Annotated in this window: 28 protein-coding genes; 17 read left to right on the plus strand and 11 right to left on the minus strand. The window is 67.0% G+C overall.

The genetic code is table 11. From position 1 onward, the window contains the following. Positions 1-70 precede the first annotated feature (70 nt). Genes DM818_RS07460 through DM818_RS07475 form a run of 4 tightly spaced genes read left to right on the plus strand, consistent with a single transcriptional unit; the run spans position 71 to position 2,289 of the window. Positions 71-415: a DUF7855 family protein gene (locus DM818_RS07460; protein ID WP_075937356.1), complete on the plus strand. Its 345-nt coding sequence runs from the start codon at positions 71-73 to the stop codon at positions 413-415. Beyond that, positions 412-1,227 carry a DUF7856 family protein gene (locus DM818_RS07465; RefSeq protein ID WP_123124516.1) on the plus strand — a complete coding sequence of 272 codons (816 nt, stop codon included), beginning with the start codon at positions 412-414 and terminating at the stop codon, positions 1,225-1,227. The genes DM818_RS07460 and DM818_RS07465 overlap by 4 nt, the downstream gene beginning before the upstream one ends. Positions 1,228-1,249: 22 nt before the next feature. Then, the gene (locus tag DM818_RS07470) at positions 1,250-1,621 is read left to right on the plus strand and encodes a hypothetical protein (RefSeq protein ID WP_075937354.1); all 372 of its coding nucleotides are present in this window, start codon (positions 1,250-1,252) and stop codon (positions 1,619-1,621) included. Next, positions 1,618-2,289, plus strand: coding sequence for a chromosome partitioning protein ParA (locus DM818_RS07475; protein ID WP_075937353.1), 672 nt, complete (start codon positions 1,618-1,620; stop codon positions 2,287-2,289). Before DM818_RS07470 ends, DM818_RS07475 begins: the two co-directional genes overlap by 4 nt. A gap of 12 nt (positions 2,290-2,301) precedes the next feature. Here DM818_RS07475 and arcD read toward each other — a convergent pair whose 3' ends face one another. Beyond that, positions 2,302-3,741: an arginine/ornithine antiporter ArcD gene (gene arcD, locus DM818_RS07480; RefSeq protein ID WP_075937352.1), complete on the minus strand. Its 1,440-nt coding sequence runs from the start codon at positions 3,739-3,741 to the stop codon at positions 2,302-2,304. A 79-nt stretch (positions 3,742-3,820) separates the two neighbouring features. Further along, positions 3,821-4,684: a transcription initiation factor IIB gene (locus tag DM818_RS07485; RefSeq protein WP_075937351.1), complete on the minus strand. Its 864-nt coding sequence runs from the start codon at positions 4,682-4,684 to the stop codon at positions 3,821-3,823. 212 nt (positions 4,685-4,896) lie between these two features. On the opposite strand from DM818_RS07485, the gene DM818_RS07490 reads away from it, so the two are divergent. Further along, the gene (locus tag DM818_RS07490; RefSeq protein WP_075937350.1) at positions 4,897-5,124 is read left to right on the plus strand and encodes a Sec-independent protein translocase subunit TatA/TatB; all 228 of its coding nucleotides are present in this window, start codon (positions 4,897-4,899) and stop codon (positions 5,122-5,124) included. 35 nt (positions 5,125-5,159) lie between these two features. Here DM818_RS07490 and DM818_RS07495 read toward each other — a convergent pair whose 3' ends face one another. Continuing rightward, on the minus strand, positions 5,160-5,807 hold the full coding sequence (locus DM818_RS07495) for a DUF7344 domain-containing protein (protein ID WP_075937349.1): 648 nt from the start codon (positions 5,805-5,807) through the stop codon (positions 5,160-5,162). 146 nt (positions 5,808-5,953) lie between these two features. On the opposite strand from DM818_RS07495, the gene DM818_RS07500 reads away from it, so the two are divergent. After that, positions 5,954-6,817 carry a hypothetical protein gene (locus tag DM818_RS07500; protein ID WP_075937348.1) on the plus strand — a complete coding sequence of 288 codons (864 nt, stop codon included), beginning with the start codon at positions 5,954-5,956 and terminating at the stop codon, positions 6,815-6,817. A gap of 6 nt (positions 6,818-6,823) precedes the next feature. Here DM818_RS07500 and DM818_RS07505 read toward each other — a convergent pair whose 3' ends face one another. Then, positions 6,824-8,215 carry a sensor histidine kinase gene (locus DM818_RS07505; protein ID WP_153952516.1) on the minus strand — a complete coding sequence of 464 codons (1,392 nt, stop codon included), beginning with the start codon at positions 8,213-8,215 and terminating at the stop codon, positions 6,824-6,826. 87 nt (positions 8,216-8,302) lie between these two features. Further along, positions 8,303-8,833: a DUF7344 domain-containing protein gene (locus DM818_RS07510; protein ID WP_123124513.1), complete on the minus strand. Its 531-nt coding sequence runs from the start codon at positions 8,831-8,833 to the stop codon at positions 8,303-8,305. A 294-nt stretch (positions 8,834-9,127) separates the two neighbouring features. Here DM818_RS07510 and DM818_RS07515 point away from each other — a divergent pair, with 294 nt between their 5' ends. From DM818_RS07515 to DM818_RS15085, 6 genes are all read left to right on the plus strand, one after another. Next, a complete protein-coding gene (locus DM818_RS07515; RefSeq protein ID WP_123124512.1) occupies positions 9,128-10,432 on the plus strand; it encodes a SipW-dependent-type signal peptide-containing protein in 1,305 nt (434 codons plus the stop codon). 80 nt (positions 10,433-10,512) lie between these two features. After that, entirely contained in the window at positions 10,513-12,246 is a 1,734-nt protein-coding gene (locus DM818_RS07520) for a vWA domain-containing protein (protein ID WP_075937345.1), read from the plus strand. Between the two features lie 184 nt (positions 12,247-12,430). Next, on the plus strand, positions 12,431-13,231 hold the full coding sequence (locus DM818_RS07525) for a hypothetical protein (protein WP_123124511.1): 801 nt from the start codon (positions 12,431-12,433) through the stop codon (positions 13,229-13,231). Further along, positions 13,228-14,439, plus strand: coding sequence for a hypothetical protein (locus DM818_RS07530; protein ID WP_123124510.1), 1,212 nt, complete (start codon positions 13,228-13,230; stop codon positions 14,437-14,439). The genes DM818_RS07525 and DM818_RS07530 overlap by 4 nt, the downstream gene beginning before the upstream one ends. Continuing rightward, entirely contained in the window at positions 14,436-15,278 is an 843-nt protein-coding gene (locus DM818_RS07535) for a signal peptidase I (RefSeq protein WP_158601456.1), read from the plus strand. Before DM818_RS07530 ends, DM818_RS07535 begins: the two co-directional genes overlap by 4 nt. Next, positions 15,271-16,008, plus strand: coding sequence for a hypothetical protein (locus DM818_RS15085; protein ID WP_075937341.1), 738 nt, complete (start codon positions 15,271-15,273; stop codon positions 16,006-16,008). The genes DM818_RS07535 and DM818_RS15085 overlap by 8 nt, the downstream gene beginning before the upstream one ends. Here DM818_RS15085 and DM818_RS07545 read toward each other — a convergent pair. After that, positions 15,943-16,392, minus strand: a complete 450-nt coding sequence (locus DM818_RS07545; protein WP_123124509.1) for a protein-tyrosine phosphatase family protein — start codon at positions 16,390-16,392, stop codon at positions 15,943-15,945. The genes DM818_RS15085 and DM818_RS07545 overlap by 66 nt on opposite strands. A gap of 132 nt (positions 16,393-16,524) precedes the next feature. On the opposite strand from DM818_RS07545, the gene DM818_RS07550 reads away from it, so the two are divergent. Further along, complete coding sequence (locus DM818_RS07550) at positions 16,525-17,019, plus strand: DUF7858 family protein (protein ID WP_075937339.1); 495 nt, start codon at positions 16,525-16,527, stop codon at positions 17,017-17,019. Here DM818_RS07550 and DM818_RS07555 read toward each other — a convergent pair whose 3' ends face one another. Together DM818_RS07555 and DM818_RS07560 are read right to left on the minus strand one after the other, a co-directional pair. Further along, positions 17,020-17,721, minus strand: a complete 702-nt coding sequence (locus tag DM818_RS07555; RefSeq protein WP_075937338.1) for a hypothetical protein — start codon at positions 17,719-17,721, stop codon at positions 17,020-17,022. A 73-nt stretch (positions 17,722-17,794) separates the two neighbouring features. Then, the gene (locus DM818_RS07560; RefSeq protein WP_075937337.1) at positions 17,795-18,220 is read right to left on the minus strand and encodes an HIT family protein; all 426 of its coding nucleotides are present in this window, start codon (positions 18,218-18,220) and stop codon (positions 17,795-17,797) included. An 83-nt stretch (positions 18,221-18,303) separates the two neighbouring features. On the opposite strand from DM818_RS07560, the gene DM818_RS07565 reads away from it, so the two are divergent. Further along, entirely contained in the window at positions 18,304-19,551 is a 1,248-nt protein-coding gene (locus DM818_RS07565) for an MFS transporter (protein ID WP_075937336.1), read from the plus strand. A gap of 45 nt (positions 19,552-19,596) precedes the next feature. Beyond that, positions 19,597-20,361: a CPBP family intramembrane glutamic endopeptidase gene (locus tag DM818_RS07570; RefSeq protein WP_075937335.1), complete on the plus strand. Its 765-nt coding sequence runs from the start codon at positions 19,597-19,599 to the stop codon at positions 20,359-20,361. A 1-nt stretch (position 20,362) separates the two neighbouring features. Here DM818_RS07570 and DM818_RS07575 read toward each other — a convergent pair whose 3' ends face one another. From DM818_RS07575 to DM818_RS07585, 3 genes are all read right to left on the minus strand, one after another. Beyond that, the gene (locus DM818_RS07575) at positions 20,363-20,965 is read right to left on the minus strand and encodes a uracil-DNA glycosylase (RefSeq protein ID WP_079988901.1); all 603 of its coding nucleotides are present in this window, start codon (positions 20,963-20,965) and stop codon (positions 20,363-20,365) included. A gap of 66 nt (positions 20,966-21,031) precedes the next feature. Then, positions 21,032-21,247, minus strand: coding sequence for a hypothetical protein (locus DM818_RS07580; protein WP_075937334.1), 216 nt, complete (start codon positions 21,245-21,247; stop codon positions 21,032-21,034). 41 nt (positions 21,248-21,288) lie between these two features. Next, complete coding sequence (locus DM818_RS07585; RefSeq protein ID WP_075937333.1) at positions 21,289-21,516, minus strand: DUF7860 family protein; 228 nt, start codon at positions 21,514-21,516, stop codon at positions 21,289-21,291. Positions 21,517-21,596: 80 nt separating this feature from the next. On the opposite strand from DM818_RS07585, the gene DM818_RS07590 reads away from it, so the two are divergent. Further along, complete coding sequence (locus tag DM818_RS07590; protein ID WP_075937332.1) at positions 21,597-21,824, plus strand: hypothetical protein; 228 nt, start codon at positions 21,597-21,599, stop codon at positions 21,822-21,824. Positions 21,825-21,878: 54 nt separating this feature from the next. Then, positions 21,879-25,055 (plus strand): isoleucine--tRNA ligase, encoded by a 3,177-nt coding sequence (gene ileS, locus DM818_RS07595; RefSeq protein WP_075937331.1) that lies wholly within the window; start codon positions 21,879-21,881, stop codon positions 25,053-25,055. Positions 25,056-25,089: the final 34 nt, after the last annotated feature.

Here is a 25,089-nt window from a genome sequence, read left to right on the forward strand (position 1 = left end):
GACAACGTTACGCACAGTAGCGTAAAATCCGCATACAAAACAACTAAATATTATCTCCCGAAGCGGAGGTATGTTGCTCGTCGTCGCGTACTCGCGGGCGGCCAGGCGGACGCTCAGAAATCTCCGGCGTGAACACGAAGAGACCGTCGTCAGGGAGTTCGGCCGCGCCACGCTGTTCGAGCCGACCGGCCACGGCGCGCTGCTCGCGTGTCGACTCCGCGAGCGGTATCCCGACGCCGTCCGCGTCGAGCGCACCCGACCGTTCAACGAGTTCGCCGTCCCCGAGATTCACGAGGCGGCCGTCGCCTACGAGACTCAGGCCTCGAAGTACACCCCCTACGCGCGGTTCGCGACCGGAACCGACCACCCCGGTCCCGACGCGCTGCGCGACCGCACGCTCGACGCCGAGCCGTGAGGCTCCGACTCACCGACTCCGACCGGGTCGGACGCGCCGTCGACTGTCGCGGGGCCGACGTCGACCCAACGCGCGTTCTCGCGGCGGTGCGTGACCCGACCGACGACGGGGTTCGGTGTCGGCGCGCCACGCCACTCCACGAGACCCTCGGAGCCGTCGGATTCGGCTCGTCTCCCTCGCGCAGACAGACGCTGGCCGCGGTCGCGCGCTCGCGCGGGATTCGCGTTCCCGAACAGGAGGCGCTCGCCGCGGCGCGGGACCGACTCGCCGCCCACACGACCGAGTCGACGACCCTCGCCCCCGAGCGCGAGCGGGTGGCGAGCGCGAGCCACGAGGACCGCGGTGCGCTCCGCGAGGAGGTCGCGCGACTCCGGGGTGTCGTGGACGCCAGCCGCGACGGCGACGGGCCGTCAGCGGAGACGCTGGCCGAGTATCGCGAGACGGCGGCACGGCTCTCGGAGGTCGGAACGACTGCGACGGCGGCGCGCGAGAAGCTCACTCGCGAGCGCGAGCGTCGCTCGGAGCGATACGACGCCCACCAGCGCCGGCTCGAACTCGAAGACGCGGTGGCGAACCGGGAACGCGACGTGCGACAGGCGCTCGCGGATCAGGTCACACCCCGGGTCGCTCGCGCCCGCGACGCCCTGGCCGAAACGACGCTACTCGATCCAGAGGATGACCGCACGCGGCGACTCGCCGCGGTTCGCGTCGCCCGCCTGTCGGCTCCCGTCGTGGTCGCCGGCGGCTCACTCGACGCGAGCGAACTCGCCCGAGTGACGCGCGCGAGCGTCGTCCGCTGCCGAGATTTATAACCGATAGCGCACCACTCGCGCCGTGTTGACGCTCACGACGACCGCGACCCGCGAGCACGGCCGGACGTTCGTCACCTGCCGGCTCACCAACGCCGGCGAGGAGCCGCGACTCGCCGCGCTGTCGAGTCCACACGACGCGGTAACACCGTCTGAACACCCCGAGGGAACGCTTCGGGTGCGCGTCCCCGCGGGCGCGACCGTTGGCACGGGATTCACGACTGCCGCACCGCCGGACGCCGAGCCGCTAGCAACCCTCGACAGCGACGAGCCACTCCCCGACTCACCCGACCCGGCGCGGCTGCTCGACGCGCTCGGGGCGTCGCGGCCACCGCGTCGAGCGCTCGTCGGGCCGGCGTCGCCCTCGGATTCGGTCGCGCCCGAGTGGCTGTCGTGATTCTGGCCGTCGCCGGCGGGGCCGGCGGGGTCGGCACCTCGACGGTCGCGTTCGCGCTCGCCGACGAACTCGGTGCGGTCTGTGTCGACGGCGACCTCGCGATGGCCGACTTACCCGAGTCGCGGGGGCCGGACCTCCACGACGTGTTGGCCGACCGCGCCGACCCGGTCGAGGCCGTCGACGAGTCCGGACCGGTCGCGCTCCTCGCCTGTGGCCGAACGCTCGCGGGCGCGGCGGCGTGTGACCCCGACCGTCTCGCCGACACCCTGCGCGCGGTCGAACGCGAGTACGGCGTCGTCGTCGTGGACTGTCCAGCCGGACTCGGGCGGGTGGTCGGTGAGCTGCTCGCCGCCGCCGACTCGGTGGTGCTCACGACGCGCCCGACCGAGGGGGCACTCGCACACGCCGACCGCGTTCGGACGCTGGCGCGTGGTCTCGACACCGGACTGGTCGCCGTCGCGGTCTGTCGGGCGAGCGATACCGACGAGGCACGCGAGCGGTTCGGCGCACCGTCGGTAGCAGTCCCCGAAAGCGAGACCGTCCGACGGGCGACCCACCTCGGGCGTCCGGTGACGACGCACGCGCCCGACTCCCGCGCGGCGAAGGGGATGACCGAGCTCGCGTCCGTCGTGCGTCAAACCCACACAGCGGTCGGTCGCGGAAACTGAGGGTATCGTGCGCTACGACGCCCGAGTCGCTGCGTCACCCGCGTCGATACCGAGTCCGGTCGCGGCCATCGCGAACAGCACCACCGGTGAGAGAAACGCGAAGACGTAGTAGGGGGCGTACGCCGGCACCGCGAGGACACCCACGTTCGTCGTTCCGAGACCGAAGACGGTCATCATGTAGACGCCGCCGGCGTGCCACGGGATGAGCGGGCCGGTCGGGGTGCCGACGGCCTCGACTGCCCGCGAGAGTTCGGCGCTGTCGAGTCCGTACTCCTCGTAGAGGTCGCCGAGCGTCATCCCCGGCACGACGATGCTCATGTACTGTTGGGCCGTGAGGACGTTCGTCGCGAACGCGGCGATTCCGGTGCCGGCGACGAGACTCGACGGGCTCCAGACGATGCTCGCGAGCCGGCGCGCCAGCTCCCGCAGTATCCCCGTCGCTTCCAGTGCACCGCCGAGTGAGAGCGCCGCGACGACGACGCTGATTGTCCACGCCGACCCGGAGAGCCCGCCGCTCGCGAGCAGGTCGTCCACGAGCGTGAGACCGGTTTCGGGGTCGGTCCCCGAGAGGAACACCTCCCACGCGGCGGTGAAGCCGACTCCCTGCACGAGGACGGCGGTTCCGACGCCCGCGAACACGCCGGCGACGAGCGTCGGGAGCGCGGGGTAGCCCCGCAGCGCCAGCCCGAAGGTGACGACCAGCGGGAGGAAGACGAGCGGCGACAGCGCGTACTCGCCGGCGAGAGCGGCCTGTATCTCCCCGACCCGACCGGCCGGAATCGCACCCGTGCGCCGGAGACCGAGCCATGCGTACACGAGGACAGAGAGTCCGAATGCGACCGCCGTCCCCCACCGCATCGCGCGGATGTGATCGTAGAGGTCCGTGTCGGTGACGGCCGCGGCGAGGTTCGTCGTGTCCGACAGTGGCGACTGCTTGTCGCCGGCGTAGGCTCCCGACAACACGGCTCCGGCGGTCATCGGCGCGGGAATCCCGAGCCCGGAGCCGATACCGATAAACGCCACCCCGAGGGTGCCGGCCGTCGTCCACGACGAGCCGATGGCGAAGGCGACGACCGCCGCGAGCACCGCCGTCGCGGGGAGGAACACGTCCGGCGTCAGCGTGTCGAGCCCGTAGTACATCAGGCCGGGAATCGTCCCGCTCGCGATCCACGTCGCGATGAGCGCGTAGATGACGAACAGGATGAGGACGGCGTTGAGTCCGGCCGCGAGCGCGCCGCCGATTCCGTCCGAGAGATCCGTCCACGTCAGCCCCATCCAGTAGCGGGCGACGAGGCCGGTCAGCGTGAGACTCCACAACAGTGGGGCGTGGGGGGCGAGTCCGAGCAGGCCGGACCCGATCGCGAGAAACACCACGACACCGAGCACGGGCACGAGCGCCTGTGCCAGCGTCGGCCGCGCGTCGGTCGTCCCTGCGAGATGTTCTGAGGACATATGCTACCCGTAGAAATTACTGTTGTGAATTTAAACAACGCGAATTATTACTAACGGTCGTTCCTGAGGGTCGGGGGCGCTACTCCTCGCAGAGGTCCGTGTGCGTCCGACGGAGCGTGACCGGCGTGACGCCGGCGACTTCGGCGATTTTGGTCTGCGTGAGCGCAATCCCCTGCTCCTGTGTCGCCGTGTAGAGACAGCCGGCGGCGACGCCAGCCGGATTGCGACCGACCGAAATCTGCTCCTCGTGGGCGCGCTCGGCTAGCTCGCGGGCGCGGCGTTCGACGCACGACTCGACGCCGAGTTCGGAGCCGAAGCGCGCGAGATACTCGCGGGGATGTACCGGCCCGACCGGCAGCCCGAGGTCGCGGTTCAGGGCGTCGTACGCGACCTGTAGCTCGTCCGAGTCGGCCTTCGCCGCGTCGGCGACCTCATCGAGCGTGCGCGACAGCCCGTTCACGCGGCAGGTCGCGTACACCGCGGCGGCAGCGAACCCTTCTAGCGAGCGCCCCTGAAACAGGTCCTCGGACTGTGCGGATTCGAACAGCGAACACGCCTGCTCGCGCAGCGCCTCGCCGAGCGAGAGCCCGCTCACCAGCCGGCGAATCTCGGTGAAGCCGTACACCTGATTCCGCTCGCGTTTCGTCGCGATTTGTGCGCGCTTGTGCTGGCGGCGCATCCTGGCGACCCGGCGGCGCTTGCGCCCCTTCAGCCGCGTTGAGTGGCCGATTTCGGTGGAGAGTCCCTTGTCGTGGCGCGAGCGAGTGAGGGGTGCGCCGGTGCGTTTCGGATTGGTGTCGTCGTCGGCAAACGAGCGCCACTCCGGCCCGCGGTCGAGACTGTCCTCGCTCACGACCAGCCCACACTCCGAGCAGACCTGTTCGGTGCCGTCTGTAGTTACCGTCCCTGTACACTCCGGACACGTCGTCGCCGTCGTGCTCATACTCGAATATGGGGCGGGAAGGGGGTTAAAAACGAAGCCGAATCGGGTGAAAATACGACGAATGCGCGACGACTACCCACCGGTCACCGGTGGGTAGCTCGTCGGATTGTATACATTTCGAGAACCGTTCAAAGCCGATCATCGGCCGATAACGGATCTCTACCGACCGATACGCAGCTCGTACTTATGCTTACACCCGCCTATCGGAGGGTATGGCACTCACACCAGCGTTCATCGGTGCGTTCGGCGGCCCGGAGATGTTGATCGTCCTCGCAATCGCAGTGCTGCTCTTCGGCGCAGACAAACTCCCCAAGCTCGCCCGGTCGTCCGGGCAGGCGATGGGCGAGTTCAAAAAAGGCCGCGACCAGCTCGAATCCGAAATTCGCGAGAGCGCGGAGTCGGCGGCAACCGCCGAACCCGAGGTCTCGAAGTCCGACTAACTCATTCGCGTCTGTTCTCGATTTGTGTCCAGTACTCAGTCCTGTGGCGTGAACGCTTCAATCTGTTCAGTGTCTTCGTACGAGAGGCCGATCGCCTCCGCGGGCGGCGGACACGGCCCGGTGGTGACCTTCGTCGTTCCGATGAGGAGCCGACGGTCGCGAACGGTGTTGTACAGCCCCAGCAACGCGAGGAGCATTGCCGTCCCGATGGCGTAGGCAAAGCCCGGAAGCATCCCGAACGGCGGAACTCCTACCGCAGCTACGACCGACAGGGCCAACAGCACGGCCCCGACGCCGAGATACACCTCGCTCCACGGCAGGTCGTTCGACGGGACGACATCCAGATAGATGTCGAACTCGTCGGTAGTGCGGGTCAGCGAGATGGTTCCGCGATTCCGGTCGTACTCCACGACGCCTAACTTCGCCATCTTCGGCAGATGGGTCTGGTGAAGCGCCGTGTACACGCGCTTGCGCTGTTTCGGCACCACCGCCTCGCGCTCGATGCCGTTTTCCCACGCCGCAATCTGTTCTGACAGCGCGCGCGTCGTCGTCTCCCCGCCAGTATGCGTCAGATAATGTAAGGCGTACCGTCGTCGGCGACTGCTCAGTGTTTCGAACACAGCGTCCGTTGTCAGTTCGTCGCGCTGCACGTCCTCTGAAATTTGTGCACCTACTTGTGTCATGTCACCGCCCCCACGTCCCGTCAAGAACAACATAATATTCACCGCATGGATAATTAGACTGTCGACTGTCTCAAACATAACATGACACTCGCTGAACAATTCGGTACGGGACACATACCTAATCACCTCGGTAGCGAAGCAGTGGTATGCAGTACCGACAGCAGGGACAGAAGCGCCGACCGGAACTGACGCGGACGCGACGGCTGCTTGCGGCGGTCAGACAGCCGGAGTACACCGGCGCGAATCGCTGTCTCCCGTGTATGGCCGTCAATCTCGTCCTCGCAGGGGTACTAACGGGAGCGCTTTCCGTTGTCTCCGTCCCGGCCGCCGTCGCTGCCGCCGGCGTCTCGCTGGCGAGTATCTGGCTACGTGGCTATCTCGTCCCCGGAACGCCGACGCTGACGAAGCGCTATCTCCCCGACCGCGTGTTGGCGTGGTTCGATAAGGCCGACCAGCCGGCCGGATTCGGGGTCGCTGGAACCGACGCGGCGCTTGACGGTGACGTAGCGTCGTTCGACCCGACCGGATTCCTCCTGCGCGGCGACGTGTTACTCGACGACGAGACGGACGTACGGCTCGCGCCGACCTTCGAGGCTGAACTCGCCGAGCGCGCGCTCGCTATCGACGACCTCGACACCGCCGCGGCGCGGATGCTCGACACCTCGCCCGCGCAGATACGCACGACACAGGTGGGTGACGCGTGGCGCGTCCTCGTTGATGAGTACCGCGTCGGCAACTGGGAGTCGCGCGCGGCGTTCGTGGCCGATCTCGCCGCGCACGAGGTGCTCTCCGAGCGCGGCCTGTGGGACGAGATTCCAACCGAGGCCGGCGGCACCGTCCTCGCGTCGATTCGGGCGTGTTTGGAGACCTGCCCGGTGTGTGCCGGCTCTATCACCTTCGGAACGACGGTCGTCGCCTCCTGCTGTCGTGAACACGAGGTCATCGCTGCGACGTGTGGCGACTGTGACGCCCGGCTGTTCGAGATACGCGCCGCACAGGTTCCAGAGTAACGGTGTTCAGGCGTCGGTACGCTCCTGTTGGGCAATCTTCGGGAGCGTCAACCGGAACACCGCCCCCTCGGGGTCGTTGTCGGTGACCTGAATCTCGCCGCCGTACCGGTCGACGAGCATGTTGACGAGGTACAGCCCGATGCCGGTGCCGCTGCTTCCCAACCCCTTCTCGCCCTTGCCGAAAATCGTCTCCTTGTGTGCGTCGGCGACGCCGGGCCCGTTGTCCGCGATGCTGACGACGACCTCCTCCGGCCGTTCTTCGACCGCGACGTGCACCTCCGGCACTGGCTTGTCGTTGTGCTGGATGGCGTTTTTCAACAGATTCCGGAACACCGACGCCAGCATCTCGTCGGCCAGCACGGTCACCTCGTCGATCTGTCCGTCCACAAGGATGGCCGCGTCGGGGTACGAGGCCCGGACGTTGTCGATTTCCGCCGTCAACAGCGGCCGGAGTCCAACCCGCTTTCGCTCCTCGCTTTCGGCAAACAGCACGTTCGAGATGTCCGACGCGCTCTTGGTGAGTTCGACGGCGTGTTGTGCCCGCTCGCGGATGATCTCGACGTGTGAGTCGTGTTCCTCGGGGATGTGCTCTGCGATCATCTCGGTGTAGGCGGTCACCAACTGGAGGTCATTTCGGATGTCGTGGCTGAGGACGCCGTTCAACACGTCGAGGGTGTCGCGCTGGCGCTTGAGTCGCTCCTCGTAGGCTTTCCGCTCGGAGATGTCGCGGGCGTACACCGAGAGTCCGTGCTCGTCGGCGAAGACGCGTATCTCGACCCAGTAGTCGAACGGCTCGGGGAGATAATGCTCGAACTCTGCTGGCTCACCCGAATCCATCACCTCACGGAGCTTGGTTTCGAGGTCGTCGGAAATCTCGTCGCCGAACACCACCCAGAGATTCTCTCCGATGACTTCCTCCGGGTCAGTACCCGTGCGTTTCGCCATCCGGTCGCTCCAGAACGTTACCTTCCAGTCGGTGTCGACGGTGTACACCGCGTCGGTGGTTCGTCTGAGAAAGCGGTAGCGGTCCGAGATATCGGCGGCGGCGAACATCGCACCGTCGACCTCGCCGTCGTCGTCGTACAGCGGCTCGGCGGCCCCCCGATACCGACGCTGCCCCTCCGGCTTAATCGAGGTGAACTCCCGCTCGACGCGTGCTTCCGTGTCGATGGCATCCTCCTTGATACGCATCGCCGGCTCGGCGATTTCAGCCGAGAACAGTTCGGCGTCGGTCTTTCCGAGCGGCTCTGCGGTGGGTGGCTCGATTGCCGAGTCGTGGACCCACTTGTGGCGGAGTTCAGCATCGACGTGTGCGCCGTTCATCCGGCCCGTTTCGAGCGCCAACTCGAGAAACCGACGGAGCTGTTCGTCGTCGTCCGGGAGTTCCGACTCGCTCATTCGCGGAGTGTTCTCGCTCCCCTCACTTATCCGTTTAGCAGAAAGCAGCCGACCATTGCCCCTCTTCACGCGCCGAACCGCGACTTCTCACCGTCGCAGAGCGCGCGTGAGCCACCATCGCACGCGCCCGCCGGTGAGTTGATACGCCGTTGAGACGGCGAACAGCCCGAGAAATACCGTCGCCGGAATCAGTGGGTCGACGGCCCCGAGCAGGGGCACGTCGGCCAGCGTGGTCGTCGTGGCGAACAGCCCGACGAGTCCGAGCGCCCGATAATACTCCCCCCACGTGATGCCGGCCCGCGTCACGACATCCATGTACGGAGTGAGTCGGCGCGACGCCGGGAGCGCGGTGACGGTTTTCCGGTCGCCGTCGTACGCGACGAGTCCAAGCGCGTCCATCTTCGGCAGATGGGTCTGGTGGAGCGCGTTGTAGACGCTCTCGCGCAGCGCGCGCGGGGCGGGGTCGAGTCCCGACTCCGCGGTCGCGAGTCTCTCCGAGAGCGCCCGGAGGGTGTATGTCGTCTCCGCGTCCCACAACGCCGCGAGCGTCTCGCGACGGCGGGGATTGCTCAACACACCGTAGATTTCTGGCTCGGTCAGCGTCGACTGTGGGAACACAAGCGTCGAACGCGTCGTTCGAGATTAGACATGCGCAGGCTACCGGGCGGTATGGTTTCCCATCCGTTGTGCTCAAACGGGCAATTTGGGCGGTAGGCACACCCCTCGGCGGCGGTAGGGCGACACTATTTTGCCGCGGATTTGTGGTACCCATACCCTGTAAACACGGGTTAGAGAGCCTGAAACGCTGAATCTGCGATTATCTAATACCTCCCTTGTCCTGGGGGGTGGTATACCCGAAGCCGACCGAACAGCCGCCCCGATGGGGAGGTGGTCCAATCGGGACATACAACCATGACATCCGACGACAACCAACCACAGCTGTACCGACTCTCGCGCCGCAACGTCCTCGCTGGTCTCGGGACCATCGGGCTCGCGTCCGCAGGCGCAGGTCTCGGCACCTCCGCGTTCTTCTCCGATGAGGAGAGCTTCGAGGACAACACCCTGACGGCAGGGTCACTCGACCTCCGCGTCCAGTACGAGGCTAGCTACGACAGTGACGGCGCAGTCCAGAACCTCGCCGACAGCGCGATGGGCACGCAGGACGGCACCCCTGCTTCTACGTTCTATAATCTCGACGACGTGAAGCCGGGCGACTCCGGCCATGTCGAGTTCTGCTTCGACATCGTGGACAACCCCGCGTACGTGTGGGCGTGTGCAGACTACTCCGAAGCCGAGAACGGCATGAGCGAACCCGAGATGGATGTCGACCAGACGCCCGACGAGGGTGAGCTGGCCGACAGCATCGAGGCCGAGCTCGTCTACTGTGATGAGGACGGCGAACCAATCCAGAACGGCGAAATCGTCTCCGGCTCGCTCGCCGAGGTTCTGGACGCGATCCGCTTCGGTGCCGCACTCGACGGTGACGGTGTCCCCAACGTGCCCGGCGAACAGTCGCCCCACGACACCCCGATGACGCCTCAGGGAGAGGCAACCTACGTGACCGGCGCGTGCATCTGTCTCTTCTGGGAGATCCCCTACGAGACCGTCGGCAACGAAATCCAGACCGACTCGCTGAGCATGAACTTCGAGTTCCACGCGCTGCAGTCGCGACACAACGACGGCACGACGAACCCATGTCTCGACGGCACGACCACCGTCCAGTACGACAACGACTGGAAGGGCCAGACGCTCGGTAACCCGACCGACGGTAGCGTCACCACCGACGTGGCCTTCGGTCCCGACAACGTCGGCATCCGATTCACGTTCGAGGATGACGGCGATGGTGTTGATTTCCTCGACACCGCCGACTACTCCAGCACGAACCTCCCGGTCGTAATCGACGGGGACGCCGACGGTACCCACGACTTCCAGCTCATCTGGCAGCCGAACGCCGGCTTCCCGGACGCACCGTTCGGCTACCAAGAGAACAACGGTGGTAGCTACTCCGCGACGACGGCTCTCCCGGCCGGCTTCTCGGCTGCGAAGAACGGGAACGAAATCGTGTTCACTGTCCCGCGTACTGAGATTTCCTCGACGTTCCGGCTCCTCGCGTACGGTTCGACCGGTGGCGAGGGACCAATCGCAGAGGTCAACACCGACCCCGCGCTCGGGCCTGACTTCTACAACAGCAGCAACGCCGTGTCGTTCAGCGAATAAGCGACGACCAGCGTTCGGTATCCCATACAGGACGGCGGGGGTTCGACTCCCTCGGTGGGATTCCCCTATGGGGAGTAATCATGACAAACGATCAGGAACCACAACTGTACCGCCTCTCGCGCCGGAACGTTCTGGCGGGCCTCGGGACCATCGGCCTCGCCTCGGCTGGCGCAGGCCTCGGCACCTCGGCATTCTTCTCCGACGAGGAGGAGTTCGTCGACAACACCCTCGTTGCTGGCGAGCTCGACCTGCTCGTCGACTGGCAACAGACCTACGACTTCGGCGACGGCCACCAGTTCGTCAACGCTCACCCGGACCACGACGGCGACGGCGAGCAATCCGTCGATATCGACGGCGCTGTCAGCAAGTACAGCGACTTCCCGGACACGGAAGACCCAGACAGCAACGGTGCGAACCTCCCCGTCCTCGACTGTGACAACATTCCGCCCCTCACCGAGGCCGACTTCGGTACGGACCCCGTGACGGGCGAAGACATGGAGACGCTGGTCCAGTTCACGGACGTGAAGCCCGGTGACTCCGGCGAAGTCACCTTCTCGCTCCATCTCTGTGACAACCCCGGCTACGTCTGGATGCAGGCGAACAACATTTCTGAGACTGGTGGCGCTGGCACCGAGCCGGAGCTCATCGTCGACCCGGACAACCTCGGTGACCTCGGCGACGCGATTCAGGCGACCCTCTGGTACGACGAGGACTGTGACAACGTCTACGACGCGGCACGGCCGGTCGATATCATGCTGACGCTGGACTTCTCCGGCTCCATGCTGTACAATCAGTACGGCGGCGTCATCAGCAACGACGACATCCAGATTGACGGATTCACCTACGACGAGACGACGAAGATCGACCTCGTCGAACTCGGCACCCGGCAGTTCGTCAACTACCTGCAGGCGCAAAACGCCGACGTGCAGGTCGGTGTCGCCTACTTCGACGGCGAAGGCAGCGACGACACCGAACCCCGGACTGGCGTGCTCCAGCCGCTGACGAACGATCTCTCGGTTGTCGATGGCGCACTCTCGGACCTTCGACAGAAGCTCGCCAACCTCGTAACCGGTTCCGGCCCGAACTCGACGCCATCCGACGGCGACGGCAACCCGGACCCGTTCTCGAACGCGAGCGGTATCGCGACGGGCACCTACATCGGCGAGGGTGTCGACGACGCGCAGGCGGAACTCGCAAGCAACGGTCGCACCAGCGCCGAAAAGCGGAACATCGTCCTCTCTGACGGTGAGTCGTTCAACGGCACCGGCTCGACGCAGTTCTCCTCACCCACGGCAGCGGCCGACAACGCACGACTCGGCAGCTCCAGTGGCGGCGTTGACCCGGAGACCAGCCTCTACACCATCTCGGTCGGCAGCGCGAACGATGCGGTGCTCCAGTCGATGGCCGGCGCGGCCGGTGACGTGACCGGCGACGACGCCACGTTCTTCAGCGACGTTGACGACCCGCTGAACATCCCGACTGTGTTCGGGAACCTCGCGGCCCAGACCGTCGAGGAGAAGGTCATCATGGAGGATTCGCTGACGAACGTGCTGGCGGAACTCGCAGACGGCAACGGTATCCCGCTCGACGGGAACCGCGCGACCATCTACGACGAACTCGCGGACCCGGCCGACGACGCCGACCGCGATGCCTTCCGCGGCGATGGCGTGATGCACTGTGTCGCGCTCGAGTGGGAGCTCCCCTTCGAGGTCGGGAACGAAGTGCAGGGCGACACGCTCGGCTTCGATATCGGCTTCTACACCGAACAGGAGCGGCACAACGACGGCTCTGGCCCGGCGAATACGCCGGCCTGATACCAGCTGATTTTGCTGGTAACGGGACGTGGTAGTCACGGCCTACCGGCACATCACCGACGCATACCTATACCGTCGGCTGGCATCAGAACAGACGAATCATGCGGGACCGACCCGAGCTACCGACCCGGCGTGTTCCGGGCACACCACGTCAGCCACCGATTCGGTGGAGGATAACCATACGATGAAATTCACACGTCGGCAACTGTTGGCAGGACTCGGCGGCGGGTCCCTCGCACTCGGAGGCGTTACCTTCGGGCAGCGACCGCCACAATTCACGGAGTACACCTACGCCGCACCGAGCGACGATACCGACGACGGGCGAATGCGCGTCGCGTGGTACGAGACGTACAACGGCGCGACGGTGGAGACGCAGGCGGTCACGACCGACGGCGAGGAAGCCCTCGACCCGGTCGACGGTCCCGGCTACGTCACCGACGCGACGTTCGTGACGGACGTGTCCGGCCCGGTCATCAGTATCGGGAACGTCATGCCCGGTGACACCGGCACGCTCGTCGTCGGCATCGAGGTCGTCGACGAGGCGAACGCCGCCCCGCTCGACGTGTATCTCCGCGCGGCCGTCACCGGTGACGCGGAAAACGGTATCAACGAACCGGAGCTGGTCGCCGGCGACACGACGACCGACGACGGGGAACTCGACGAGTCCGTGACGGTCGAGGTGTGGCGTGATGGCTCGCCGTTCGGCGGCTGTGACGGCGCCCGACAGTTCGGCGCGGTGCTCGAACCCGCGCTCATCGAGGAGACGACGGCAGCGGCCGGCTTCACCGGCGATGTCGCGGGCGACGGCGTACTCGCGTTCGACTGTCTCTCCGTCGGTGAACTCCGGTGTGTCGCCCTCCGGTGGGCGCTCCCGGCGACGACCGGCAACGAGATACAGGGTGACAGCGCGGCGTTCGACGTTGCGTTCGGCGGCGTCGCCTGTGGGAGTGACAGCCCCTTCGCTGTCACGGGAGGTGCACAATGAGTGGTGACGTGAGTCGCCGACGCGTGCTCGCCGCCCTCGCGGCCGCGGGCGCTGGCGGTGCCCTCACCGGCAACACCACCGCGGCCGCCCTCACCGACCGTGAGGGAACGGGCGGTGTGCTCACGGCTGGTGCGCTCGATATCGACATCGCCTACGAGATACTCACCGGCCCCGAGGCCGGAACGACCGGCACCACGAACGGGGTGCGACTTCCGCTCCCGCTCGGCACGCTCACCGACACGGTGTCCTCGGGCGCGACACGCATCACCGTCGGCGTGCCCGACCAGCCCGACGCCGTCGCCAACCCGGCGGCGGTGTGGCTGGCGACCGACTGTCCGCCGGAGGCGACGACGCTCGCAGAGGCGCTGTCCGTCACCGTCTCGTACGCCGAGACGGGCGAGGTGGTGGCGTCCGGCTCGCTTCGCGAGGTCGCAGACGACCTCCGTGGCGGGGTTCGACTCGACGGCGAGCCGACGAGCGCCGGCGACGACTGTGTCGCGGACGCGCTCGACTTGCTGTTCGAGTACGAGCTCACCGACTACGTCGGCACCGAGTCGACGGACCTCGTCGTGGAGTTCGCCGCCAGACAGTGCCGGTACGACGACGGGACGAACCCCTTCGCGGGCCGGTCGGCCGAACCGTGTGCGACCACGCCGGAGCCGTGTGTCTGCTGTCGCTACCTCGGGAAACTGAATCTCGAGGACGACGGGCGCGCAGGCATCGGCGAGAGCTTCATCGCACCCGGTGGCCCGTACTACTTCGACGAGGGCGACAGCCGCTACGGCATCGTGGTGACGGACACCACGACCAAAGACAACGGAACGGAGACGACCGGCGTCGCGTTCCGACTGGTCGAGCGCAACGGCGCGCCCACAGAGCGACTCTGCCGCGTCGAGGTGAAGGGCGGACGGAACACGCTGAGATACGAAGGAACTGGCTCGGATACGACAGCCCTCGACGGGGCCGACGGTGACGGTATCATCGTCGCACCCGACGGGAAGGCAATCAGCAACATCCAGGTCTACGTCTGTGACGACGCGTCGGCGTGTGCCGACGACGTATCGAGCAGCGACACGAACGACACGAGCGGTGATGACGACCACGACGGCGACAACAACAACAACGGCCGCGGACCCGGGCGTGGCGGTGGCCGCGGTCGCGACAAGAAGAACGATGACACCAAAGACAAACGTGGGGGATGGAAGTGAGCGATAGCCCGATGCGGCGGGGAATCGCCGTTGCGGTGACGCTCGCGTTGGTCGTCGCCGTCGTCCCGTTCGTGCTGTTCGCCGTCCCGGGGCTCGTGGGCGCGGAACACGCCTTCGTCGTGCTCTCGGGGAGCATGGAGCCGGCGCTCTCGCCGGGGGATATCGTCTTCGTCGACGCCGACGCGGCCATCGCGACGGGTGACGTCATCACCTACGCCGGCGGCGACGTACCAATCACGCACCGCGTCATCGACACGGTCGACGGTGGCTACCTGACCCAGGGTGATGCCAACGAGGATCCCGATTCGGGCGTCGTCGCTGCCGACACCGTGCTCGGTGAGGTAGCGTTCTCGATTCCGGTCGTCGGGCGTGTCGTCCTCTGGGCGAACACCTCGCTCGGCTACCTCGCGCTCGTGGTGGTCCCGCTGTTCCTGCTCGTCGCGAACGAGCTGTTCGAGTGGGCGCGCCGCGGTGACGACGAGGAGTCCGACGCAGACGCACCGATTCCGGCGATTCGTCCAATCGACGACTCCCCGTCGACACAGCCGACCCAAACTCCAGAGCCCTCCGACTCCGGAATGGTCGCGGTCGCGCTCGTGGACCTGAAGCTGACGGTGCTCGCGTTAGGGATACTGCTGGCGTACGCGGCGTGGAACATCCGCGCCGAGTTCGGTCTCACCGGCGCGCCGGACCCGATTTCGGTCGGGGCCGCGACCGCTGGACTGGTCGGCATCCTGTTCACCGGCTGGGTGACGTTCACCGCGTGGCGGACCGCGCGGGTGTCGATGCCGACGCCGGTCGCACAGACCGACGGCGGCGTGGAGGTGGACGATGAGTAGACTGGTCGTCCTCGCCGTCGCCGCGTTCGTCGTCTTCGCGGCGGCGACCGGCGGGCAGGGCGTCATCGCCGTCCTCGGCGACGAGGAGTCGACGAGCGTTCGGTTCAGCGCCGACGTCGACGCGCCGTCGCCGTCGGTCGCGCCGACGAGTCTCGGAACCGGAGACTCGGCTGGCGCGCGCGTGGCCGACAACGCCACGAACACGACCGACCTCGGACCGACGAACACGACGGAGACGAACACGACCGACGTGGACACACCCGACGTGAACGCCACGAACACGTCCGACGCGTCCGATCCGGTCGCACCCACTCCGGAGAAAAACGCGAGCACGAACGAGTCGGCGACGGACCCCCCGACGCCGACACCACAGACTCCCGCGACGAACGGCACGGATGCGACGAGTGATACGCCGACACCGGTCCCCGCTGACAACGAGACGGCTGTCGAATCTGAGTCGACGCCGACGCCAACGCCGGAGGCGGAGTCGACCCCGACGCCAGAGACGGAATCGGCTCCAACTCCGACGCCGGAGCCAGAATCAACGCCAACCGTGACGCCGGCATCGACGCCGGAGCCAGCATCGCCGACCCAGACTCCCACCCCGGAACCGACCGCGACCCCGACACCAGAGTCGATCGCGACCCCGACGCCTGACGGCGAGTCAGCGACCGTGGTGAACGACCGACTGCTCGATGTTTCGGCCCAGATACTGCTCGGCCTGTTCTAACAGCGCGGGGTTCGGATACGCCTCCGGCTGTGACTGTTGTATCTTCGCGACCGCGTGCTCGAAGGACGGATACACGCCCTCTGCGGTGAGCATCGCCGCCATGACGGTCACGCTCCGGGAGAGCCCGGCCGAACAGTGGATGAGCAGCGACCCCTCCTCGCGGTAGCGCTCGCGTGCGAGTTCGACGGCCGCCTCGAACTGCTCGTACGAGATCGTCAGATCATCCCGTAGCGGCTGGTGGTCGGTCGTGAGCGGCTGTGCGTTCTCGCTGACCGTCAGCACGTGGTCGAACTCGTGGTCGTGGCCCTCCTTCGCGGAGTAGACGTTGCCCAGAAACAGTTTCGGCTCGACTTCCACGAGCGCCAGCCCCGCCTGTTCGTCCATACGCGTACGAGGGGGCTCACGGTGAAAGGCTCGGCGGCAGCCGTCCTCGACTCCGTATACCCACCGCCACGCGATAGCTTTCTTCCAAAACTAATACGCAACAATTTAGTACTGCTGCTCGATTGGGTGGATATGAGTCTCGACGACATCGCCGCTGGTCTGGCGGTGACGACCACCCAGTCCGAGCGCGGGGTCGCCGTCGCCGACCGGACGGAGACGCCGCTGGTCGAGCGGCTAGAACCGGTCGCCGACGACCTGCCGTGTACGCCCGCCGCGGCCGCGACGCTCGTAGAGTCGTACGCCGACGGCGCGAGCATCGGCGACGCCGCTCGCGCCGCCAACGTCGCCGCGGTGACGGCGGCGAAGACGCTCCACCTGTTCGGCGAGGACACCTCGCCGCTCGGTCCGACCGGGCGAGACATCGTCCGCGACTGGCTCGACGCGAGGATTTCGCGGACCGACGCGAAGACGCTCACCAAGACCGACGACGACGCGTTCGCGCTCGCCGTGTACGTCGAGACGCACGACCCGCTGCCGGTCGCGGAGACTGCCCTCGACAGTCTGCTCGCCGTCGAGCAGGCCGACCCGCTCTCGGACGCGCGCTCGGGGCTGACCGACCTCGGATAGCTACCAGAGCAGCCCTTCGTTCGTCGGCTGATCGACGGCGATGTCGAAGCTGTTCTCGACGACCGCAGCGACCCCGGCAGTGAACGGCCCACCCTCCGTATCAGCGACGGGCGTCTCGCCGGCGGGGGTCGCGTCGGTCGGCACGGTCACGTCGGCCACGCTCGCCCCGTCGGTTCGGGTCGCGACGACGGTGTCCGCGTCTGCACCGATGTCGCTCACGCGGTCGCGCATCCGCGGCACCGTCTCGGTCCGGTCGCCCGGCGCGACGAGCGTTACGGCGTCGGCCGCGGCGACGGCGGCTACCGCCTCGTTCGACGCGATCGGCGGCACGTCCACGAGGACGTACTCGGCGCGCTCGCGCGCCTCGTCGACCAGCCGTTCGAACGCTTGTGCCGCGTCGGCTGTCTTCGCCCGGGCCATCCGCTCGAACGGTGCGCGGGCCGGCACGCAGACGACGGTGCCGTCGCCGGCCGTCTCCAGTTCGTACGCCGCCTCGCCGAGCGGTCGCTCCTCGGTCACCAGCGTCGTCACGTCCGTCGAGAGCCGTCCCGACAGATGCGTCGCCAACCCCTGTGTCGCGAACGCGGCGTCGAGCACGACGACGCCCACGTCTTCCGTCGAGAGCAGCGCCGCGCTCTCGATACAGAGCCGGGTAACACCCGCTCCGCCTGCCGTCCCGACGAACGCAGCCACGTCTCCCATGCGTTCGTTTCCCGACTCGACAACTGAATACATTTGTGTCTCGTCGTGCGACCGTCGCCGCAACTCGACCGCGTTACGCGTTCGACTCGATTTCGGCCGCGATGGTGTCGAGGTCCTCGTCGCTCAGCTCCGGCGGGCTGCCGGCGACAGCGTGCACCGGCCGGCCGCCGTCGCCATCGAACCGCGGGATGATGTGGCCGTGGACGTGTGGAATCTCCTGGCCGGCGGCGGGGCCGTTGTTGAACGCGACGTTCGAGCCGTCCGCGCCGACCGTCTCTTCGACCACCGGGACGAGTCGGTGGAGCGTCTCGTACACCGCGGTCGCGGTCTCGTCGTCGAGGTCCTGTAGCTGTCCCGCGTGCGTCTTCGGGATGACGAGGGTGTGACCCTCGGCAAGCGGGTTCGCGTCGAGGAACGCGAGCGTCTGGTCGGTCTCGTAGACGGTGCGTGCGGGGATGTCGCCGTCGATGATCTGACAGAAGATGCAGTCGTCGCTCATATCGGCGGATGTCGCGGCTCGCTACTAAGCCTGCCGCCGACTGCAAGCGGTAGCTTCTTTCGGTGTCTGTGTGTGGCCCACCCATGCCCCGTCGCCGCCGACTCCTGATGTGGTCGTTGCTCGCGGGAGCGTTCCTGCTCGTCAACTTCCACCGGACGGCAACAGGCGTGTTGGCGTCGAGTCTCGCCGTCGCCTTCGACACCACCGGCACCGAACTCGGCGTGCTCCACTCGTCGTTCTTCTACATCTACGCCGCGCTTCAACTACCGGCGGGGCTGCTCGTGGACCGCTACGGCTCCCGGCGGGCGGCGACGGCGAGTCTCGTCGTGATGACCGTCGGCGTCGGCTGGTTCGCGACCGCCGGCTCGTTTCCGGCCGCGTTTCTCGCCCGCGGACTCATCGGCCTCGGCGGAAGCACCATCTACATCGCGACGCTCGCCTTTCTCGCCTCGTGGTTCCGCCCCGACGCGTACGCGACGATGACCGGGCTGACGATTGCGGCCTCCGGTATCGGCGGCGTGCTCGCGACGACGCCCCTCGCCTACGCCATCGGCGCGGTCGGGTGGCGGTCGTCGATTCTCGCCGCGGGCGTCGTCGGTGGACTGCTCGCGGGCGCGGTGTGGGCGGTCGTGCGCGACAGCCCGCCCTCAGAGGCGGCCGACCGCGACCCGCCGGAAGCCCGGGAGGTGCTCGCGAACACCCGGACGGTGCTCGGTGAGGTGGAGACGTGGCTGATGGGCGCACTGTTGTTCCTCGCCATCGGGATGAACTTCACCGTCCTCGGGCTGTGGGGCGTCCCGTTCGTCGCCGACGTGTACGAGGTGTCCGTCCAGACCGCCTCGCTGTTCGTCCTCGTCGGAAACGTCGGGACGATACTCGGCTCGCCCGTGTTCGGGGTGCTTTCCGACCGCCTCGGCTCCCGCACGCCGCTGATGATTCTCGGGGGCGCGGCCGGCGTCGTGGTGTATCTCACCCTCGCGACGGTGCCGCCGCTCCCGGTCGTCGGCGTCGCGCTCTTTCTCGCGTTGTTCGCCAACGGCTCCGTGACGCTCGCGTTCACCGTCGCGAAGGAGCAACACGCGCCCGGCGTCAGCGGGACGGCGACGGGTGTCATCAACAGTCTCGGCTACTTCGGTGCGGCCGTCTTTCCGGCCGTGATGGGCGCAATCCTCGATGCCTACTGGACGGGTGAGACGGTCGGCGGCGCGCCCACCTACACCGTCGCCGGCTACCGGGTCGCGTTCCTCGTCGGCGCGGGCGCGGCGCTGCTCGCGATGCTCGTCGCCGTCGCCCTCCACTACCGGGTCAGCCGCGACGGCCGGGCCGCCTGACCGCCCGCCGCGAACGCTTTATCGGTCGCGCACTCACCAACTCACATGTCCGGCTCTCTCGTCGCGGTCCGTACGAACGAGCGCGTCGTCGCGACTGTTGCCGTCCTGCTGTTGACCGTCGGCGCAATCGCGCTGGGGAACCTCGTCTTGCTCGCCGCGGGCGTCGTCGCTGGTCTCACGGGGGTCGAACTCACCTCGCTCCGCTCCGTGCTCCTGTCGCTCGTTGCACTCCAGGGCGTCGGCTTCATCGGCGGCGGGGTGGCGTATCTCTACTGGCGGGGCGCGCCGGCCGTCCCGATTGCGCTCCCGTCGCTGAATCAGTGGGGACTCGTCCTCGTCGGCTGGGTCGCGATGCTCGCGGCGAACATCGTCACCGGCATCGCCACACAGCTGGCGAACATCCCGATGCCACAGAGCAGTATCACCGACCTCGCGCTCGGCAATCCGACGGTCATCATCGTCCTCTTCGTCGCCTCCTTCCTCATCATCGGCCCGGGTGAGGACTTCTTCTTCCGCGGTGTCGTGCAGGGGCGACTCCGCGAGGCGTTCGGTCCGAGGGCCGCGATTGCGCTCGCGACCGTCACCTTCGGTCTCATCCACGTCACGAACTTCGTCGGCTCCCCGCCCATCAGCATCGCGGCCACGGTCGGCCGACTCATCCTCGTCTCCTTCGTGCTCGGAGGGCTCTACGAGTACACCGACAACCTCGCCGTCCCGGTCGCGATTCACTCCGTGTACAACGCGACGCTGTTCGGACTCCTGTACATCGCCACTATCTACGGGGTCGAACCGGCGTTCGTCCTGCTGTAAATCACAGCAGGTCGCGGAGTTCCGCGACGTACGACGCCCGCGTGTAGCCGAGTCGCGACAGCCACACCGCCTGATAGCTCGGGTGGAGCAACGGAATCACGGTTCCGTACGGCGTCGCCCGCGGTTCTAACACCGCATCGAGGAAGCCGTCGAGCGATTCGTCGGCGAGCGCGAACACCGACAGCGTCGCGTGTTTGCCCGTCGGCAAAATCACGTCGGGGTCGATATCGCGGAGTTCACGCGCCAGCCACGACCGGCAGTGCTCGCGCTCGTCGTCCGTCGGGTCGCGGTTCCCCTCGGGGTGACACTTGACCGCGTTCGTGTAGTAGGCCGGGTCCGCCCCCGCATCGGCGACGAGCGCACGCACCGCCCGCCCGGACGCGCGTGAGGTGTACGCCTTCCCCGTCAGATTCCCGCCCTGCCAGCGGTCGGCCTCGGGGTCGCCCGCGGCCGGCGCTTCACCCACGACCACGACCTCGGCGTCGGTCGGGCCGACGCCCCAGACGATGCGCTCGCGAGAGTCACACAGCGCCGGACACCGCCGGCAGTCGTCGGCCAGTCGGTTCGCCGGGCCGTCGGGGTACGACACCTCGCTCGGGTTCACGCCCGGTATTTCGGGTGGAGGGCGAAAACCGTTCTCGGTTCCCGGCCTTTCGTGTCCGCCCCCGAGTTACCGGTATCGCTCCCAGTCGCTGTTCACCAGCGTGCCCAGCGCGGCGACGGCGATGAGGAAGCCGACGAGCCGCATCAGGTCGGGAAGCCCGCCCTGATGGAGGGCGACGCCCTGTTGAATCGCGGACAACTGGAAGACGACGATACCGAGCGCGAGCACGCCGGCGACGAGCCAGCGGCGAATCGACGCGAGCAGTTCGGCTTCGGAGGGCATACACGGGATTCGGGTGTGGCGAGCGAAAAGTAGCTACCGGCTCACTCTACGAGCGGAAGCGCGATGCCGAACAGAAACGGCGAGATGGCGAAGATGAGGATGCCGAGAATCTCCATATCCACGAGCAGGGTGTGTTCCCACGCGGGGAGGGTGATACCGGCGGCGTGGGTGAGCAGTTCGATCCCCGCGCCGAGGGCAAAGAGGGTGAATCCGAGCGCAGTGGCGCGTTTCGTTACCGTCGCGTAGTCTGTCGTGCCGGTGTGGCTCATACGGTGGCTGTTCGACGCGCCGTTGTATGCTTTTTCGTCGCTCTCAAAAAGACTATAGCCGCGTACCGACCAGCGATAGTATGACGCTTCAAGAGACGCTCGCGGAGGCGGCCCCGCTCGCGTTCGACGCGGCGCTCACGCTCGTGCTCACGCTCGTCGGACTGTCGGCGGAGCTGTCGGGACTCAACAGCCTCGGAGAGAGCACGGCGCTCGCGCTGTGGTTCGGGGTCATGGGTGCGGTCGCGCTGTACGGCGGGCTGGTCCTCGTCGGTCGCGACCGACTGTTGCCGCGAGTGCGCGCGCTCTGACTGGGGCACCTGCGAGACCGATTCGTCTTTGTGGTCGCACCCGCCAGAGGTGGTATGGAACGATTCGCCCCGGTCTCCGAGCAGTACGACCCGGACGAGGTCGAGGAGTCGACCTTCGAGTACTGGGCGGAGACGGACGCCTACGAGCGAACCCGGAAACATCGCCGCGACGGTGAGGACTTCTTCTTCGTGGACGGGCCGCCGTACACCTCCGGTGCCGCCCACATGGGAACGACGTGGAACAAGACGCTGAAAGACGCCTACATCCGCTACAAGCGCATGCAGGGGTACAACGTCACCGACCGCCCCGGCTACGACATGCACGGGCTTCCCATCGAGACGAAGGTGGAGAGCAAGCTCGGCTTCGAGAACAAGAAGGACATCGAGGAGTACGGGATGGAGGCGTTCATCGACGCCTGCCAAGAGTTCGCCGACGAACAGCTGGAGGGACTCCAGGAGGATTTCAAGTCTTTCGGCGTGTGGATGGACTGGGACTCGCCGTACAAGACCGCCTCGACGGAGTACATGGAGGCGGTCTGGTGGGGGTTCCAGCAGGCTCACGAGCGCGGGCTGGTCGAGCGCGGGAAACGCTCCATCACGCAGTGTCCCCGGTGTGAGACGGCCATCGCGAAAAACGAGGTCGAGTACCACCAGGTCGAAGACCCCTCCATCTACGTGAAGTTCCCCCTCGCGGAGCGTGAGGGGTCGCTCGTCGCGTGGACCACGACCCCGTGGACCGTGCCGGCGAACACCTTCATCGCCGTCGACGAGGACGTGACCTACGCCGCCGTCGAGGCGACGAAGGACGGCGACACCGAGACGCTCTACGTCGCCGAGGGCGTCGTCGAGGACGTTCTGAAGAAGGGTCGCTATCAGGAGTACGACGTGGTGGAGACGCTGTCGGGCGCGGAGATGCTCGGCTGGACGTACGACCACCCGCTCGCCGACGAGGTGGCGGAGTACCCCGACTTCGAGGGGAGCGGCGAGGTGTACCACGCCGACTACGTCGAAGTCGACCGGACGGGCCTCGTCCACTCCGCACCCGGCCACGGGCAGGAGGACTTCGAGCGCGGCGACGAACTCGGCTTGGACGTGTACTGTCCGGTCGGCTCCGACGGCGTGTACGACGAGCGTGCCGGCGACTACGCCGGCCAGTTCGTCCGCGACGCCAACGACGACATCATCGCCGACCTCGATTCCAACGGCTATCTGCTCGCGAGCGAGACGTACACCCACGACTACGGCCAGTGTTGGCGGTGTGACACGGACATCATCTTCCTCGCGACCGACCAGTGGTTCATCACCGTCACCGACGTGAAAGACGAACTGCTCGAGAATATCGACGACAGCGACTGGTATCCGCACGAGGCGCGGGAAGACCGGTTCAAGAACTTCGTCGAGGAGTCGCCCGACTGGAACGTCTCCCGCCAGCGCTACTGGGGGACGCCCATCCCCATCTGGCTGCCCGCAGAGTGGAACGGCGACATGGACGAGGCCATCATCGTCGGCACGCGCGAGGAACTCGCACAGCGGGCCGACCAGGAGGTCGACCCCGGTGACATCGACCTCCACCGGCCGACCGTGGACGACATCACCATCACCGAGGAGGGGACGACCTACGAGCGCGTCCCCGACGTGTTCGACGTGTGGATCGACTCGTCGGTCGCCTCGTGGGGCACGCTCGACTACCCGGGCAACAGCGAGGCGTTCGACCGGCTGTGGCCCGCCGACCTCATCATGGAGGCCCATGACCAGACGCGCGGGTGGTTCTGGTCGCAGTTGGGGATGGGCACCGCCGCCCTCGGCGAGGTGCCGTACTCGGACGTGTTGATGCACGGCTACGCGAACATGCCCGACGGCCGCGGCATGTCGAAGTCGAAGAACATCACCGTCGAGCCGGGCGAGGTCATCGAGGAGTACGGCGCGGACCCGATGCGGCTGTTCCTGCTCTCGCGGAACCCGCAGGGCGAGGATATGCGCTTCTCGTGGGACGAGACCGAGAACATGCAGCGGGACCTGAACATCCTCTGGAACGTGTTCCGGTTCCCGCTCCCGTACATGCGAATGGACGAGTTCGACCCCGAGGCGGTCGACCTCGCGGACTGCGAACTCGAAGCCGTCGACGAGTGGCTGCTCTCGCGGCTCCAGACGACGGTCGAGGAGATGACCGCCGCCTGGGACAGCTACCGACAGGACGAGGCGCTGGACGTGCTGTTGGAGTTCCTCGTGGAGGACGTGTCGCGCTTCTACATCCAGGTCGTCCGCGAGCGCATGTGGGCGGAGGCCGACTCCGAATCGAAGACGGCGGCGTACGCCACTTTCCACCACGTGCTCACGAAGACCGTGACCCTGTTTGCGCCGTTTGCCCCGCTCGTCGCCGAGCAGATTTACGGCACGCTCACCGGCGAATCGGGCCACCCGACCGTCCATATGGAGGATTGGCCCGAGTTCGACGACGAGTGGTACGCGCCACAGCTGGAGGCCGACATCGAGACCGTACGCGCGGTGGAGGAGGCCGGCGCGAACGCCCGCCAGCAGGCCGGCCGCAAGCTCAGATGGCCCGTCACGCGGGTCGTCGTCGCGGCCGACGCCGACGGCGTCGCCGACAGCGTGGACCGCCAGCGCGCCCTCCTGCGTGAACGACTCAACGCCCGCGAAATCGAACTCATCGAGGCGACCGAGGACTGGGGCGAACTCGCCTACGGGGCCCGCGCAGACATGTCGGTGCTCGGGCCGGCCTTCGGCGGCGACGCCGGCGAGGTGATGGACGCGCTCAACAGCGTCACCGTCGCCCGGAAGGACCTCGACGCGCTCGAAGCCGCCGTCGCCGAGGAGCTCGGCCGCGAGGTCGACCTCGACGCAGAGATGGTGGAGTTCGTCACCGAGACGCCCGAGGGCATCGAGGGGACGGAGTTCCGCGTCGCCGGCGAGTCGGGCGGCGTCGTCTACGTCGACACGGAGCTCACCGACGACATCGAGGCCGAGGGGTACGCCCGCGAAATCATCCGCCGGGTGCAGGAGGCCCGCAAGGACCTCGACCTCGATATCGACGCGGAGATTCACCTCGACATCGACGTGGCGGACGGCCGCATCGCCGACCTCGCGAGCGAGTACGACGACCTCGTGGCCGAGGAGACGCGCGCCACCCTCACCGACGTGGACGAAGGGTTCCACGAGACGTACGACATCGAGGGCGTCGAGGTGACCCTCGGCGTCGCACGCGCGAACTGACCCGTACATCCAAGCGCCCGGCGTGCGTTCGTGA

The sequence above is a fragment of the Halosegnis longus genome, from assembly GCF_009663395.1.
GTDB classification, from domain to species: Archaea; Halobacteriota; Halobacteria; order Halobacteriales; family Haloarculaceae; genus Halosegnis; species Halosegnis longus.

Bases quoted from the DNA above. Each gene is read 5' to 3' on its own strand.
- DM818_RS07460 (WP_075937356.1), top strand. From the start codon at position 71: ATGTTGCTCGTCGTCGCGTACTCGCGGGCGGCCAGGCGGACGCTCAGA.
- arcD (WP_075937352.1), bottom strand. From the start codon at position 3,741: ATGTCCTCAGAACATCTCGCAGGGACGACCGACGCGCGGCCGACGCTG.
- DM818_RS07485 (WP_075937351.1), bottom strand. From the start codon at position 4,684: ATGAGCACGACGGCGACGACGTGTCCGGAGTGTACAGGGACGGTAACT.
- DM818_RS07490 (WP_075937350.1), top strand. From the start codon at position 4,897: ATGGCACTCACACCAGCGTTCATCGGTGCGTTCGGCGGCCCGGAGATG.
- DM818_RS07495 (WP_075937349.1), bottom strand. From the start codon at position 5,807: ATGACACAAGTAGGTGCACAAATTTCAGAGGACGTGCAGCGCGACGAA.
- DM818_RS07500 (WP_075937348.1), top strand. From the start codon at position 5,954: ATGCAGTACCGACAGCAGGGACAGAAGCGCCGACCGGAACTGACGCGG.
- DM818_RS07505 (WP_153952516.1), bottom strand. From the start codon at position 8,215: ATGAGCGAGTCGGAACTCCCGGACGACGACGAACAGCTCCGTCGGTTT.
- DM818_RS07515 (WP_123124512.1), top strand. From the start codon at position 9,128: ATGACATCCGACGACAACCAACCACAGCTGTACCGACTCTCGCGCCGC.
- DM818_RS07520 (WP_075937345.1), top strand. From the start codon at position 10,513: ATGACAAACGATCAGGAACCACAACTGTACCGCCTCTCGCGCCGGAAC.
- DM818_RS07525 (WP_123124511.1), top strand. From the start codon at position 12,431: ATGAAATTCACACGTCGGCAACTGTTGGCAGGACTCGGCGGCGGGTCC.
- DM818_RS07530 (WP_123124510.1), top strand. From the start codon at position 13,228: ATGAGTGGTGACGTGAGTCGCCGACGCGTGCTCGCCGCCCTCGCGGCC.
- DM818_RS15085 (WP_075937341.1), top strand. From the start codon at position 15,271: ATGAGTAGACTGGTCGTCCTCGCCGTCGCCGCGTTCGTCGTCTTCGCG.
- DM818_RS07545 (WP_123124509.1), bottom strand. From the start codon at position 16,392: ATGGACGAACAGGCGGGGCTGGCGCTCGTGGAAGTCGAGCCGAAACTG.
- DM818_RS07550 (WP_075937339.1), top strand. From the start codon at position 16,525: ATGAGTCTCGACGACATCGCCGCTGGTCTGGCGGTGACGACCACCCAG.
- DM818_RS07555 (WP_075937338.1), bottom strand. From the start codon at position 17,721: ATGGGAGACGTGGCTGCGTTCGTCGGGACGGCAGGCGGAGCGGGTGTT.
- DM818_RS07560 (WP_075937337.1), bottom strand. From the start codon at position 18,220: ATGAGCGACGACTGCATCTTCTGTCAGATCATCGACGGCGACATCCCC.
- DM818_RS07565 (WP_075937336.1), top strand. From the start codon at position 18,304: ATGCCCCGTCGCCGCCGACTCCTGATGTGGTCGTTGCTCGCGGGAGCG.
- DM818_RS07570 (WP_075937335.1), top strand. From the start codon at position 19,597: ATGTCCGGCTCTCTCGTCGCGGTCCGTACGAACGAGCGCGTCGTCGCG.
- DM818_RS07580 (WP_075937334.1), bottom strand. From the start codon at position 21,247: ATGCCCTCCGAAGCCGAACTGCTCGCGTCGATTCGCCGCTGGCTCGTC.
- DM818_RS07585 (WP_075937333.1), bottom strand. From the start codon at position 21,516: ATGAGCCACACCGGCACGACAGACTACGCGACGGTAACGAAACGCGCC.
- DM818_RS07590 (WP_075937332.1), top strand. From the start codon at position 21,597: ATGACGCTTCAAGAGACGCTCGCGGAGGCGGCCCCGCTCGCGTTCGAC.
- ileS (WP_075937331.1), top strand. From the start codon at position 21,879: ATGGAACGATTCGCCCCGGTCTCCGAGCAGTACGACCCGGACGAGGTC.